The 14,709-nt window shown below is 29.6% G+C and carries 13 protein-coding genes; 9 read left to right on the top strand and 4 right to left on the bottom strand.

What is annotated here, in order from left to right; all coding sequences use genetic code 11:
- Positions 1-71: 71 nt before the first annotated feature.
- From BM335_RS10540 to BM335_RS10555, 4 genes are read right to left on the bottom strand one after another with little or no spacing between them, the layout of a single operon-like run.
- Positions 72-1,133 (bottom strand): carbohydrate-binding family 9-like protein, encoded by a 1,062-nt coding sequence (locus BM335_RS10540; protein ID WP_090226866.1) that lies wholly within the window; start codon positions 1,131-1,133, stop codon positions 72-74.
- A gap of 12 nt (positions 1,134-1,145) precedes the next feature.
- Positions 1,146-2,111, bottom strand: a complete 966-nt coding sequence (locus BM335_RS10545; RefSeq protein WP_090226869.1) for a glycoside hydrolase family 130 protein — start codon at positions 2,109-2,111, stop codon at positions 1,146-1,148.
- A gap of 45 nt (positions 2,112-2,156) precedes the next feature.
- Entirely contained in the window at positions 2,157-4,034 is a 1,878-nt protein-coding gene (locus BM335_RS10550; protein WP_090226875.1) for a sodium:solute symporter family protein, read from the bottom strand.
- A gap of 3 nt (positions 4,035-4,037) precedes the next feature.
- Positions 4,038-6,293, bottom strand: coding sequence for a GH92 family glycosyl hydrolase (locus tag BM335_RS10555; protein WP_090226878.1), 2,256 nt, complete (start codon positions 6,291-6,293; stop codon positions 4,038-4,040).
- A 144-nt stretch (positions 6,294-6,437) separates the two neighbouring features.
- On the opposite strand from BM335_RS10555, the gene BM335_RS10560 reads away from it, so the two are divergent.
- The 9 genes from BM335_RS10560 (at position 6,438) to BM335_RS10600 (ending at position 14,658) form a co-directional block, all read left to right on the top strand.
- Positions 6,438-7,514, top strand: a complete 1,077-nt coding sequence (locus tag BM335_RS10560) for a sensor histidine kinase (protein ID WP_090226883.1) — start codon at positions 6,438-6,440, stop codon at positions 7,512-7,514.
- The gene (locus BM335_RS10565) at positions 7,514-8,215 is read left to right on the top strand and encodes a LytR/AlgR family response regulator transcription factor (RefSeq protein ID WP_090226887.1); all 702 of its coding nucleotides are present in this window, start codon (positions 7,514-7,516) and stop codon (positions 8,213-8,215) included. The genes BM335_RS10560 and BM335_RS10565 overlap by 1 nt, the downstream gene beginning before the upstream one ends.
- Before the next feature lie 287 nt (positions 8,216-8,502).
- Complete coding sequence (locus tag BM335_RS10570; RefSeq protein ID WP_090226891.1) at positions 8,503-9,750, top strand: site-specific integrase; 1,248 nt, start codon at positions 8,503-8,505, stop codon at positions 9,748-9,750.
- Between the two features lie 31 nt (positions 9,751-9,781).
- Entirely contained in the window at positions 9,782-10,735 is a 954-nt protein-coding gene (locus BM335_RS10575; RefSeq protein ID WP_090226896.1) for a hypothetical protein, read from the top strand.
- Positions 10,736-10,872: 137 nt separating this feature from the next.
- On the top strand, positions 10,873-11,208 hold the full coding sequence (locus BM335_RS10580) for a helix-turn-helix domain-containing protein (RefSeq protein WP_090226900.1): 336 nt from the start codon (positions 10,873-10,875) through the stop codon (positions 11,206-11,208).
- 4 nt (positions 11,209-11,212) lie between these two features.
- A complete protein-coding gene (locus BM335_RS10585) occupies positions 11,213-11,710 on the top strand; it encodes a PriCT-2 domain-containing protein (protein WP_090226903.1) in 498 nt (165 codons plus the stop codon).
- Between the two features lie 4 nt (positions 11,711-11,714).
- Positions 11,715-12,077, top strand: a complete 363-nt coding sequence (locus tag BM335_RS10590; RefSeq protein WP_143102415.1) for a hypothetical protein — start codon at positions 11,715-11,717, stop codon at positions 12,075-12,077.
- A 1-nt stretch (position 12,078) separates the two neighbouring features.
- Positions 12,079-13,968 (top strand): DEAD/DEAH box helicase family protein, encoded by a 1,890-nt coding sequence (locus BM335_RS10595; protein WP_090226912.1) that lies wholly within the window; start codon positions 12,079-12,081, stop codon positions 13,966-13,968.
- Between the two features lie 99 nt (positions 13,969-14,067).
- Positions 14,068-14,658: a DUF1643 domain-containing protein gene (locus BM335_RS10600; RefSeq protein ID WP_090226915.1), complete on the top strand. Its 591-nt coding sequence runs from the start codon at positions 14,068-14,070 to the stop codon at positions 14,656-14,658.
- Positions 14,659-14,709 lie beyond the last annotated feature (51 nt).

Consider the following 14,709-nt stretch of genomic DNA (forward strand, 5'->3'; position numbering starts at 1 on the left):
GTAATATGTAATTCGCATTTCGACATTGGCGTTTACGACCAAATTTCGGTCATGCTCATTTCATAATGTATTTAGTTTGAAATAATTTTACCGTTTTCTTTAATAATTAATGTTTTGTTAGTAAAAGGACTTTTTACTGAAATATTATAACCTGTTGCGTGATTTTCTATTGTTGGTTGCAAGGTTTTATGATTTATAACAATAGCTTTTGCGGTTAAACTATCTATTGAAGTTGCCCATTTTTTATATTTTTGATGATAACTATTTTGCGCTTTATACAAGCTGTACAATTGCTCCTTAATGCCATCATCTTGCGGAATTGTGAATGTATCTTTTGAACCAACTTCTTTAGAAGAAAAATACACATAACCCCATTTTTCTGGTTCGTGCATATTTATAACACCTTGCGGAGACCACACCCAATTGTATTCGGGTAGCAACTTACCATCAGCGTCTTTTTTTCTCTGATACTTACCATCTTCCAATTGAAAATCCCAATTAACTCTTGAAAAATTAACTCTCCAATGTTTATTTTCAGGAACATTTTTTTCGAAATATGAAGTTTTATAAGCCTTCCAAGGAATTGCCAACTCTAATGTCCAACCGTTATCTTTATCTGTAGGATTATTAATAGTTCCATCAACTTTTATAGCCGATTTTAATCCCGTTAAAGTCCAATCGTTTAAAGCGGCATTTTTTTCACGGTAAGGTTTTGTTATAAATAAATCCCATACTGTATTTAATGCATTTAGTTCTAATTCGTAATAATTAAAAGTATCTCCATCTGGATCAATAAAAACTTCAAAATCGTTGTTATGAAAAATAATGGCATCGTGCTCTGTAATATTTGCCCAAACGTGCGGTTCTTCTAGTTGAGCTAAAATATAAAAGTAAGTTTCATCCCACATCATTTTTACTTGCGTTTTGTACGTTGGTTCTTTTACGCCTTCAATATCAATAAAAGTATCAGACCATGCTGCTTTACTCCAAGATGCTTCTGATACTTCACCATCAATAGTAATGGTTTCAGAAGTTTTGTAAGCAATATAACTTTTAGGAATATTATTTTTTGATTGCGCACAACTTATAAGCGAAAATAAACAAAGTACAATAGTTAATTTTATGAATTTCATTACTGTTATTTTTTATAAACTATTCTCTTTTGTGTACTGAATTACTTCACTTAATTTTCCAAAAGCTAAAGCTACAACAGTATCTGCAGCACCATAATACACTGCTAATTTATCTTCTTTCATATCGTGCAAAGCAGCACACGGAAATACAACATTTGCTACATCACCAACTTGCTCATAATTAACTTGTGGACCTAATAAATAGGGTTGCGTTCTATATTTTACTTTATCTGGTTGATGTTCATCTAAAATAGCTGCTCCCATTGCGTATCTAAAACCATTGCACGTATTTATAACACCATGATACAACATTAACCAACCTTCATCAGTTAAAATTGGAATTGGACCTGCACCAATTTTTGTGCATTGCCAAGCACTGTCTTCAAAAGCAGTGGCTTTCATTACACAACGATGCTCTCCCCAAAATTTCATATCTGGACTGTAGCTAATGTAAATATCGCCAAAAGGTGTGTGACCATTATCACTTGGACGACTTAACATAGCATATTTTCCATTGATTTTTTTAGGAAATAAAACGCCATTTCTATTAAATGGAAGAAACGCATTTTCACATTGAAAAAATTCAACAAAATCAAATGTATAGGCAATACCAATTGTTGGACCGTGGTAACCATTACACCAAGTAATCCAATATCTATCTTCAATAAAAACAACACGAGGATCGTATTTATAGTCAGAATCTATCATTTCGGTATTACCAGCTTGCATTTTAATTGGCTCGTGGTTGATATCCCAATCGATACCGTTTTTACTAAAACCAACAAAAATATTCATTTGTACTGCTTTGTTATCACATCTAAAAACACCTGCAAAACCATCTTTAAAGGGCACAACTGCACTGTTAAAAATACTATTTGATGTTGGTATTTGGTCGCGTTTAATAATTGGATTTTCAGAATATCTCCAAATTACTTCGTTACTTTTTTCAGGTTTATCTTGCCAAGGAATTGTATTCACTTTCTTATATATTTAATTACTTATAATCTTATTTTTTGATAACTTTTAATTGGGTAATTTTCTAACCTTATCTAGCCAGGTAAATTTAAGCACTATAGATGTAATTAAAAATATTACCAATGCTATTAATGTTTTAGGGTAATCTCTTATCATTAAATAAATTGGTAACACAATCATGCTTGATTGCCAAATAATGCCAATTGCACAATTCATCATATCCAACCAAAAATCTGAATTTTTCACAGCAGTTTCATCCTCTTTTTTCAACTCATTTAAAACGGGTTTCCAAAAACCCCAAGGGCGCACATCTTTGTAGAAAGATTTTAACACTTCCATATTTGTTGGCTCACTAAAATACGTTCCTAAAAAAGAACCTAAAATTGAAACAAAAAATATAATTGGAAATAAATAAATGGCATGTAAATGAGATAGTTCATAAAATAATGAGCCTTCTAAAAAGTTGTTTTTACTTTGATCTAAAACGAATTGTAATGAAGCTACTACTAAACCCGACAACATTCCCCAAAAATAGCCCCAACCATTAAATCGCCACCAAACCCATTTTAAAAAGTTTGCTGCAACGTAACCACCAAAAAGCGCACTGGTAATCCATAAGGTTAATGAGTTGATAGATTCAGCAAAAAAGCCCATAAAAACACCTAAACCAACTACCAAAAACGATGCTATATGACTTGCTTTTATATAATGTTTAGCTGTAGCCGAAGGTTTAAAATATTTTTTATAAATATCATTTACCATGTATGCCGGACCTGCATTTACAAAGGCCGAAAAAGTACTCATAAAAGCAGCCAATAAACCAGCTAACAACAATCCTTTTATACCAACAGGCACATGAAAATTAATAACTTTTGGCAATAGAATTTCCAAATCGCTTCCATTTAATAATGGATTTATACTCATTTCTGGAGCTAAAGTAACCAATGCAATTACAACAATACCTGCAATTAGTAAATACCTAGGAATAAATAAAATTAAATTTGTAAAACCACTCATATAAGCAGCTTCTTTTACTGTTTTTGTAGATAGAATTCTTTGTAAATCGTAGCTTGGTGTTGGCCCAGCAATACTTGCAAAAAAACCTTTAAATAAAGTCATACCTATAAGTGCTCCAAACATTTTATAACCTTCAGAATCTATTAAGTTATTAAATGCAGTATATTTATCAGTCCAATGTGTTTCTAATTCCCATCCAAAAAACACGTTTCGCCATTCATCAGAAATTACAGCATTTATTTCAACATCAGAAAAAGCAAAAAAGGCATAACCAGCAACTAAAACACCAGCCAAAACCATAATTCCGTATTGCAAAACTTCGGTGGCAACTACAGAAAACATACCTCCTTTTACAGTATATATTGTAGTTAATAAGATTATGATTAATGCATACGATTGTTCTGAAGTTAGCAAAGCTAAATTTCCTATTTGAAGTGATACATCCCAAGGAAGAATTATGGTCATAAACTTTCCAACACCTTCAAAAAAATAAGCTATAAAACCAATAGCTGCAACTATTGCAAAAACTGCAACAATAATATGCGAAGCTCTTCCTGCTTTATTATCACCAAAGCGTGTTAAAATCCATTCAGATCCAGTCATAATGTTAGATCTTCGAATCCAAACTGCTAAAAACATCATAACAAAAATTTGATTCCATATTGGCCAAAGCCACATAAACATAAAGCTTTTTACTCCATATAGAAACAGAATTCCCACCATCCAAGCTGTTCCCGAAACATCAAACATTCCGGATCCGTTACTTAATCCTAAAAAATACCATTTTATGTTATTTCCTCCTAAAAAATAAGATTCTAAACTGCTTGAAGCCTTTTTTGAAACCCAAATTCCAACAATTAAAGTTAGTAAAATATAAATTCCAATTATTGATACATCAATTATACCCATCTTTTACTTTTTTATAATTCCCCAGTTTTTATTAGGGCTTTTTCCCATTTTAAACTGAAGTACACCACCTTGCATAATTTCTTTATGCGAAATTGTTGTTCTATTAAAATCTTTTCCATTTAAAGTAGCCGATTGAATATATATATTCTCATCTGAAACATTATCAGCTTTTATAGTGAATGAAATTTCTTCAGAAATTTTAATGGTTGAAGATTTAAATAATGGACTTCCAATTTGATACTCACCCGAAGCTGGACTAAAAGGATATAACCCCATTGAACTAAATACGTACCAAGCAGACATTTGTCCACAATCTTCATTTCCACTTAAACCGTCTGGTGTTGTATTGTATTGGGTTTTTAATATTTCTCGTACCCAATATTGTGTTTTCCAAGGTTTGTTTGCAAAATTAAACATATACGCTATATGGTGACTTGGTTCGTTTCCGTGCGCATACTGCCCAATTAACCCTGTAATATCTGCCGAAACGTTTTCTCCTGTAATTTCAGAAGATTCTGTAAATAACTGTTCTAATTTATTTGAAAACTTATCATCACCTCCGTGCATTTGAATTAAATTTTTCACGTTGTGTAAAACAAACCAACTGTGTTGCCAAGCATTTCCTTCAGTATATTCTGCGTGAACTCTATGCGCAGAATATTTTGGGTCGAATGGTTCTTTCCAAGAGGTTCCTGCATCATTCTTACCACGCATAAAACCAGTTTCGGCATCAAATAAATATTCATATGCTTTTGAACGATTTATAAAATATGTATAATCGTCTTGTTCACCTAATTCTTTGGCAATTTGTGCAACACACCAATCATTATAAGCATATTCTAAAGTGATGGTTACAGATTCATCTAATAAATTATGTGGAACGTAACCATATTTTTTATAATAATTTAAGCCTCTTTCATCTTGCATCATTGTAGTTTTCATTGCTTGATAGGCTTTTTTAATATCAAAACCTTTGATACCTTTTATGTATGCTTCTGCAATAACTGGAATAGAATGATAGCCAGTCATTGTATTGGTTTCATTTCCGTACAATGTCCAAACTGGCAATATTTTATTTGTTTCATAATAGGCTAACATAGAGTTTATAATATCAGCAACTTTTTCTGGGTGTGTAATTGTTAATAGTGGTTGTTCAGCTCTAAAAGTATCCCATAATGACAATGTTGAATAAGCGGTGTAATTAGCTGCTTTTACAATTTCATCATTCTCTTTTCTAAACTCACCATTTACATCACTAAAAGTAACTGGAGCAACTTGCGTATGATACAAAGCAGTATAAAAAATGGTTTCTAAATCTTTATTATCGGTTTGAACGGTAATTTTTGATAGATTTTTATTCCAAGTTTCAGCCGATTCGCTTTTAATGCCCTCAAAATCAATAGTTTCTTTTGATAAGTTTTCTAAAGCATTTGCTTCGCTTACAGATGAAACTGCCACTTTTACTAAAAGTTGTGAGTTGTTTTCCGATTTAAAATAAAGTTGTGCAAATGATTTTTCTCCTACTACAGAAGTTGCATCAGTTATATAGTTTCCATCCGCTACTAATTCTATTTTTTCAATTGGTTTCGAAAATTTAGTAACAAAAAACACTTTTTGGTTTTTGGCCCAGCCTTCGCTATATCTATATCCAGAAATAGTAGTTGCATCAATCATATTAATTTTTGAAGCGATTGTTTTGTCCCAATTAATAGCAAAACCTAAATCTAAAACAACAGATTGAACATCGTTTTGTGCAAATGTATATTTATGAAAAGCGGTTCTTAAGTTTGAAGTTAATTCTACTTTTATATTGTGGCTTTTTAAATTTACACTATAATAACCTGGGCTTGCAGTTTCTTCTTCATGCGAATACAATGATTTATATTCTAAATCATCTCTTGATTTTATTTCTTTAGATAAATCTACTTTTTTGTTGATTGGCATTAAGCGAATGTCTGCCAAATCGCCAATACCAGTTCCGCTTAAATGCAAGTGGCTAAATCCTATCATAATAGAATCGGAATAATGATATCCTGAACACCAATCCCAACTTGAAATTCCGTTATCAGGACTTACTTGTAACATTCCAAAAGGAACCGTTGCGCCAGGATAGGTATGTCCATGACCTCCGGTTCCTATAAATAGGTTTGTGTTATTAGCTGGTAAAAATTTAGATGTATTATTTTTATCAATAGTATTTTTACAAGCGGAAATACTTATAATTATTGCAAACAAAATATATTTATAATTCTTTTTCATTTTAATAAACTGTAGGTTTTATTTTCTTAATATCCATTTGTTGTCTAATTTAAATATAAATATTACTTAAATTCGTAGCATTATAAAAATATTTAGACGTATAACATCTAAACTTCGTTAAACAATAAAAAAGACTTAAAAATAATGTCGCTTATTCAAAAAGATATCTCTTTTAATTCAACAAATTTTAGAGAAATAAAAATTAAACATCATATTATTTTTTGGTGTTTGTATTTTATTTTTAACACGCTTAGATGGGGAAGTTATTTTAATGATTATTCTTATTCTATAAAAACAAATTTAATTGGGTTTCCTATACATATGACTTTATGTTATCTGAACATTTATGTGTTTATGCCAAAATTTGTTTTTAAAAGAAAATACATCACATTTGTTGTTTTACTTTTAGCTTCACTTTTTGTAATGTTATTGGTAAAATTTAATCTTACTTACTATTTAGTAAGTGAAAATGTTTGGCCTGAAGGAACGGAGCCAATAAGCAATTTAACACTAAACTATTCTATTGATATGATGATAGGCGAACTGTATGTAATTACATTTGTTACGGCTATAAAAATAACAATGGATTGGTTAAAAGAGCATAAAAGATTAACCGATTTAGAAAAATTACAATTAGAAACCGAACTCCTATTTTTAAGAAGTCAAATTTCACCTCACTTTTTTTTTAATACCTTAAATAATATTTACGCACTATCATTAGAAAATTCAAAAAAAACTCCAAAAATAATTATAAAACTTTCTGAGCTAATGCGTTACCTACTATATGAAACTAAAAAAAAGAAGCAAAGTTTAGAAAAAGAAATTATTTGTATTCAAAATTATTTAGATTTAGAACGCATTCGTTTTGATGAAAAATTAGAAGTTAATATGACCATTTCAGGTGATATTAAAAATAAAAAAATTGCACCAATTTTATTATTGTCATTTATTGAAAATGCATTTAAACACGGCGCCAATAAAAATATTGGTAAAATTAGAATAGATATTGACTTTAATATTATCGAAGATTTTCTTTATTTTCGCATTGCAAATCCAATACCCACAATAACTAAATTTGAGCAACAACTTAATACAACTAGTGGAATTGGATTACAAAATGTTAAAAAAAGATTAGCGCTAGGATATAAAAGTGATGAATATAATTTAGAAATAAAAAACTTAGACCAATTATTTGTAGTTGAACTAAAAATTAAAGTATAATGAAAATAAATTGTATAATAATTGATGATGAGCCGTTGGCAATTAACGTAATAAAAAGCCATTTAAAAGAAATTCAAGACATACATTTAGTTCAAACTTTTAATAATGCAATTGATGGTTTATCATTTTTAAAAGAAAACAAAATTGATCTTATTTTTTTAGACATCAATATGCCATTGCTTGATGGTTTTAGTTTTATTAAAAGTTTAGAAGAAAAACCACTTATAATTATTACAACTGCACATTCAGAATTTGCAGTAGAATCCTACAATTTAGATGTTTTAGATTATTTAGTAAAACCAATTCCTTTTCAACGTTTTATAAAATCTATCAATAAAGTTTTTAGAACTTTTAGCACTGCCAACAAAACAATTGTAACCACAGAAAGACCAAGTATTTTTGTTAAAATTGACAAAAAGAAAATGAAAAAAATTTATTTAGATGAAATACTTGTAATTGAAAGTTTAAAAGATTACTTAAAAATAAGTACTTTATCAAATAAATTTATAATTCACCAAACGCTAAGCAGTTTTACCGAACAACTACCTTCAAATAATTTTATAAGAATTCATAGATCTTATACCGTTGCTATTGATAAAATTGATACTATTGAAGGTAACAGCGTAGAAATTGGAAATATCAGATATACCATAGGAAGATCATACATTGATGAAGTAAAAAGATGTATTTTAAATAGTTAATATCAATTACCCTATTAAATTAAAAAACCCTATAAACACAATGTTTATAGGGTTTTGTTGATTTTTGTGATTTTAAAAGTGGAGAAGATGGGAGTCGAACCCACTACCTCTTGACTGCCAGTCAATAAATTAGACTTTTTCTCAATACCTATTTATTCTACATTCCCTTATTTTTAAAGGCATAACCTAAAATTCATTACTAAGTGTTAATGTCTATTATATGATTATTTCACTTATTTTTCTGCAAATATTCTGCAAATGATTATATTTACAGAAAATAAAATGCTATGAGTTATAATATTTCAATTAGACTTGACAATCGGAGAGTTAAAGATAATGGTAAATACCCTATTAAACTTCGTGTTTATTATAATAAAATTGAAAAATGGTATTCATTAGACACGTATTTAACGGAAAAAGAGTTTGAAACTATTTGGGTAAACTCTGATAACAAAAATTTAAGGGGAGCAAATAACCAAACACGCTTAAAACTTCAAACTATTGAATCAAGAGCATACAAAGAAGCTGAACAATTAACTGTTTTTGATTTTAATAAATTTGAAAAGAAGCTATTTAGAAAGTCTTCAGATAAAAATAACGTTCAATATCATTTTAATTTAGTGATTAATAAGTACATTAAAAATGATAAAATAGGAACTGCTGAAAGCTATAAATACACTCTTAATTCATTAGCAGATTTCAGTGATACTAAAAAAAATTGCCCTATTGATAAGTTGACTTTTGAAAGCATCAATGTTGATTGGCTTAATGCATATGAAAAGTTTATGGTTTCAAAAGGTAAAACCTACACAACCATTTCAATATACACAAGAACACTAAGAGCTGTTTTTAATAATGCCATTCGTTCAAATGACATAAGCAAAGACATTTACCCTTTCGGCTTAAAAAGAGACAACAATTATAAAATACCCAACACAAAAATTGTCAAGAAAGCTTTGAGTTCAGTCGAACTTAAAAAGTTATTTAACGCCGAAGTAAGCAACCCTAATGAAGCTAAGGTAAAAGCATTTTGGTTTTTTAGTTACGCCTGCAATGGTATGAATTTAAAAGACATTGCATTACTAAAATACTCAGATATTAAGGGTGATAAGTTTGAGTATTACAGAGCCAAAACTTTTGACAAGTCTACAGAAAAAAAGACGATTACAATTTATTTAACAGACTTTACAAGAGAGGTAATTAAGGAATATGGAAATAATGATAAAAGTAATTATGTATTCGATATTTTAAATATTAAAGACGATAGTTTAACTCAGTACAAGAAAATTAAGAATTTTACTCGTTACATTAATGACCATATTAAAAGAATAGCCAAAGCAAATGATTTGCCAGAAGATTTAAGCTCATATTGGGCCCGCCATTCATTTGCGACGAACTCTATTCGTAAAGGAGCTTCAATGGAGTTTATAAGTGAGGCTTTAAACCATAGTGATTTGAATGTTACTAAAAACTACTTTGCTGGTTTTGAAGACGAAACCAAGAAAGAATTCGCGAAAAAAATTATGGACTTCTAATAAATAAACTGCATCCAACAAAATAATTACTATGGAAACTTATTACCTAAACCTTATTGCTAAAAGCTACATTAAACTCACAATAGAGAATGATGATAATTTAGCCCTTTTCTTTTTTCAAAAATATAATAAACGTAAAGATAATAGATTCTATGACAAACTAACAGAAAACATAGAGAACTTAATTAATAATTCATATACCAAAGCTAAAGAACCTGATTTGTCAGGTATTCCTGATGAACATCGCGATGATTATATTAGGGTGTTAAAAACAAAAGAAAATTATTATTTTGCTGCAATGGATCAATATTCTGATTATTGTGCTGAAGAGGGGTTGCCTAACAATACTCCTAATTGGGAAATTTGCACTGATGCCACAAAATTGACAAATGCTCTTAATAATGAATATGTCAAATTAAAAGATCCAATAAACATAATAACTCCTAGTAAAAAAATAAGTAAAAAGGAACTCATTCTAAAAAAATCAAAATTAGAATACTTGAAAAGTGAAGCTGAAAGAGCTAGTAAAGTATCATCAATAGATGAACTTGATGAAATTGCAGCAATAGAAACTAATCCTCTTAAAAGTCAGAATTCTCAACTCAATAATAGTACTACCATCAAAATAGCTGTACAAAATGCATTTAAATTCACACTTGAAATAAATAAAACGAAAGAGAAACAAATTCTTTCTGAAGAAGATTATTCAAGACTAGTTGAGTGGGTAACCTATTTCTTTGAGAATGATTACAAAGTACCATATATTGATTCACCCATAACGGAACTAAATATTGGTATAACATATATAAGATTTGCATTCAAAGAGTTGATTGATTCTTTACATTCTAAAAAATCAAGACCAAAAACGTTTTATGAATTAGTGTCAAAATGTTTTTCAGCACTTAGTAATGACACTGAAGAATTAATTCAGCAAACCTCAAAACCAGGAGGTTATGACCGATTAATGAAGCGAAATTCATATTAATTTTCGTTCACCCGTCAACTATTTTAGTTTTCGCGGGAACACGTGTCTCTTCCCGTTAGATTTAAATATTCATTCAATATAATTTTGGAACTGTTCAAATGCAAAGAGTATTTGACATAATTTAAAATTATATTATAATGAGTAGAATACCTTTCGATTCACTACCGCAAGTAGTGCAAGAACTAAATGCTAAAATTGACAACATTACTTCGTTGCTTCAATTTCCAAAACAAAATGTTCAGCAAACTGATCTTCTAGTAATTAAAGATGCTGCAAAATTCTTAAACCTTTCCGTAAATACTTTATATGGCAAAGTTAGTAGAAGAGAAATACCTTATATGAAACAAGGTAATAGGCTTTACTTCTCTAAAATGGAACTAACAGACTACATTAAATCAGGTAAAGTTTTATCTGACAGTGAAATTCAAGAACAAGCAAATAACTTTTTATCTAAAACAAACATTAAAAATTAAATTTATGGAAACAATTAATAAAAGAGTATCAATTTACCAGCAATTAATTTCAAGGAATTATGAAAATGAATTCACTATTGATTATTTAGTAGAAATGGATTTAGGATTTAAATGGCCCGATAAACTTGAACTAAAAAAGAAGAAATCTATTTCCAATAATTTTAGAGATGTAGTAAGGGAGATTGAAAAATATTCAATGGATTTAGCCCCTGATTATAATCATAGAGTTGTAATTGGTCTTGCAATGGCCTTTCAATATGGGAAAAAAGCAAGAAATCTCTATCATAGAATCTGTAAAATCAATGAAAATTATGATAAAGAATTATGTAATAAGGAGTTTTCCAAATGTTTACAAAATAACACATCATTTTTTTCAATAGACATTGTCCACACATTATTTTCTGCCACTTATTTTGAAGCAATGCGCTCTTTTAATATGAAACGCTTAAATAAAGCTAATAGTCAAAAGAATGACAATATACAGACAACTATTAACAATTAATATTATGAGAAACCTTATTAGATTAAGTAAACCAACTGAAGCGTTTTTTAGAAAATCTATTAAAGATATAGATAAAAACTCTAGAGATATTACCAAGAATTATAAATATAAAAATCAACTAGGGCTAGCTTTTGCTAATACTTACGGTGAACAAGCGCGGGATTTCTTTCATATAATTTGTAAACCTAATGCTAATTATGATAAACTTAAGTGTAATGTAGAATATACAGAATATCTAAAAGTTAAAGATAATAGAGAAGACCTAAGTATTTTCTTTCACCTATACGGTAAAGACCTTATGAGGAGATTAAATGAAATAATGAAAGCAGTCGAACTAGAAAATAACGCAAAAAATAATCAATTATAAAATGAAAAACTATAATACCATTAACGGTAAAGGTTACCGTTATATTAGTGAAATTCCTGAAATAAAAAAAAATGGACTACCGAGAGGTATATTAAACAAGAAACGATCAGATGTTGGTGGTACTTACTCTGTATTGTCTAGTAAAGTAAATTATATCGTTGTTGTGCCAAATGTTTCACTTATTGATTCTATAATGGCAGACAAAAATATTACGTATCCCATAATTGCGGTAAAAGAGGGGTTTATTAGATCTGAATTTGTTCAATATATAGAAAATAATAATATCCATAAAATTATAGTGACATACGATAGTTTTTATAAAGTTGCTGATTTGCTAGTTGAACAGGATTTTAACTTGAAAGATTATAGGGTTCTTGTTGATGAGTTTCACAACATTTTAGGCAATTATGGATTTAGAAAACGAGCAATTGATAATTTAATTAAAACAACTGAAAGATTTAATTACGTCACTTATATGTCTGCCACCCCAATTAATAATATGTTTAATCCTAACTTCTTAAAGGATGAGCCACATACTATAATAGAATGGGACGATTTACCTAAAGTCAAAGTATCATCATTAAATCACTACAACCCTATTGAATCTGTCCTTAAAATGATAGATAAATTTTTGGGAGTTGATGGATTGATTATTTCCCAAATTAATGGGAATCCAGAGAAAGTTGAAGAATTATTCATTTATGTTAACTCGGTGAAAGATATAGCAACTATCTGTAAAAGTTTAAAAGTTAGCTCTAATAACGCTAAAGTCGTGTGTAGCGATAAAATCTGGAATGAAAGAATTTTGAAAAGGGTAAATCTTAAGATCTCAAAAATCAATGACCCAAACAAAAGATTAAACTTTTTTACTTCAAAGGCATTTGCTGGAGCTAATCTTTTTAGTAATAATGGATTGGTTATTGTGCTTTCCAATAGTGATAAAAGACATACTTTGATTGATTTAGAGACATCTCTTTATCAAATACACGGTAGACTCAGAGAAAATGAGCAATATCAAAATGTTTTTAGGCATATACTAATTCATATAAGTGCAAGTATTACAGCTAATCATCCTGGACTTATTGTGGATAATTACAAGAAAAAAGCACAACAAGAAATTGATGATAAAATAGCCAAGTCTAAGCATTTAATTAGTGGCTTCAACAAATTATCTTCAAAAGAGAAGGAATCCCTTAGGAAGCAATTCTTATCCAACTCATATTTTGCAGATTATGATGAAGAAAAAGATTCTTTTGAATTGTCAGAACTGATGATAAATTTTGCACAATATCAAGCCAATCTTTTATATAATATCTATGCAGAAGGAGTTTCCGTTGTCTCAGCTTACCCTAAAGATCGCTTTGAGGTTTCTGGGCATAGTGCGCTTTTATTTAAAAATGAAGTGGAAATTAAATTGGCTACAACTGACAATTTTAGAAGCTTATTTGAGGATTATATAAAAATTAAAGTTAAGGATTCTGATGCTTATCTTATTGAAAGGTATGAACAAGAGTACCCAATCTTTGAAAAGGCTTATAGTCAATTAGGAGTATTTGTTTTATACAATTTAAAATTTTCTCGAACTTTGATAGAGCGATATATGGAAATATACTCTAGCTGGAGTATAGACAACTATCTGAGTAGCCTAATTGATAGTGACGAAAACAACTTTATATCTACTAAAAATTTGAAACAGGGATTTATAAAATTCTTAAAGAGATCTAGGATTAATACTACAGGAATCGGGATTACAGCCTCTAATATCGTAAATCACGCTGTAGGGTTTGAAATAGAACTATCACAAAAGAGAATCAATGGCAAGCGAGTTCGGGGCTATGTGATAAAGAAAAGCTCTACTCATCTATTAGACATAATGGGCTATACACCTTAGGATTAAGTGTCACTATTTTTACGGTTGAGCCTCCTTATATAAGAAGATTTTAAATATAAAATAGTGACATAAAAAGTTACACTAAAAAAGAAGAAAATAATGATAAAAAATCAATTCATAATAACAGGACTATACTATGAAGAGCTAGGATTTAAGTTCCGTAAGTACTTAGATATTAAGAAAATCAATTCAGACATTTGTAAACCAGATATAATGGTAATAATGATGAATCCTGGCTCTTCAAGGCCTATAAATGGTATAGATAATAATACAGAAGAATCACTAGCAATTCCTGATCGTACGCAAGACCAGATTATGGAGGTTATGCAAAATTGTGATTTTGAATATGCTCGAGTACTAAATTTATCCGATTACCGTGAAGCGAATAGCAATGAATTCTATAAAATGATTCCAGTACTAGAAACTGAGCAAATCTCACATTCTATTTTTGACGAATCACGCAAAGAAGATTTACAAGCACTTTGGGTAAACAAAGTCCCAGTTATTTTTTCCTGGGGCGTAAATCCAAAACTAAAATCATTAGCTTTAAATGCAATTAAGGCTATCAATATCACAAATCCTATTGGTTGGCAAAAAACTGATTTTAAGTGGGCATATTACCACCCTTTGCCTAGAATACATAAGAATCAAATTGAATGGGTTACTCTAATTTCTAAAAAATTATATTAGTGTATTTAAAGTGAGTCTAAACTAGCTTTACTACGATATAAACTTGAAAAC

Source organism: Lutibacter maritimus (genome assembly GCF_900116115.1).
Lineage (GTDB): Bacteria > Bacteroidota > Bacteroidia > Flavobacteriales > Flavobacteriaceae > Lutibacter > Lutibacter maritimus.

Bases quoted from the DNA above. Each gene is read 5' to 3' on its own strand.
- BM335_RS10540 (WP_090226866.1), bottom strand. From the start codon at position 1,133: ATGAAATTCATAAAATTAACTATTGTACTTTGTTTATTTTCGCTTATA.
- BM335_RS10550 (WP_090226875.1), bottom strand. From the start codon at position 4,034: ATGGGTATAATTGATGTATCAATAATTGGAATTTATATTTTACTAACT.
- BM335_RS10555 (WP_090226878.1), bottom strand. From the start codon at position 6,293: ATGAAAAAGAATTATAAATATATTTTGTTTGCAATAATTATAAGTATT.
- BM335_RS10560 (WP_090226883.1), top strand. From the start codon at position 6,438: ATGTCGCTTATTCAAAAAGATATCTCTTTTAATTCAACAAATTTTAGA.
- BM335_RS10565 (WP_090226887.1), top strand. From the start codon at position 7,514: ATGAAAATAAATTGTATAATAATTGATGATGAGCCGTTGGCAATTAAC.
- BM335_RS10570 (WP_090226891.1), top strand. From the start codon at position 8,503: ATGAGTTATAATATTTCAATTAGACTTGACAATCGGAGAGTTAAAGAT.
- BM335_RS10575 (WP_090226896.1), top strand. From the start codon at position 9,782: ATGGAAACTTATTACCTAAACCTTATTGCTAAAAGCTACATTAAACTC.
- BM335_RS10580 (WP_090226900.1), top strand. From the start codon at position 10,873: ATGAGTAGAATACCTTTCGATTCACTACCGCAAGTAGTGCAAGAACTA.
- BM335_RS10585 (WP_090226903.1), top strand. From the start codon at position 11,213: ATGGAAACAATTAATAAAAGAGTATCAATTTACCAGCAATTAATTTCA.
- BM335_RS10590 (WP_143102415.1), top strand. From the start codon at position 11,715: ATGAGAAACCTTATTAGATTAAGTAAACCAACTGAAGCGTTTTTTAGA.
- BM335_RS10595 (WP_090226912.1), top strand. From the start codon at position 12,079: ATGAAAAACTATAATACCATTAACGGTAAAGGTTACCGTTATATTAGT.
- BM335_RS10600 (WP_090226915.1), top strand. From the start codon at position 14,068: ATGATAAAAAATCAATTCATAATAACAGGACTATACTATGAAGAGCTA.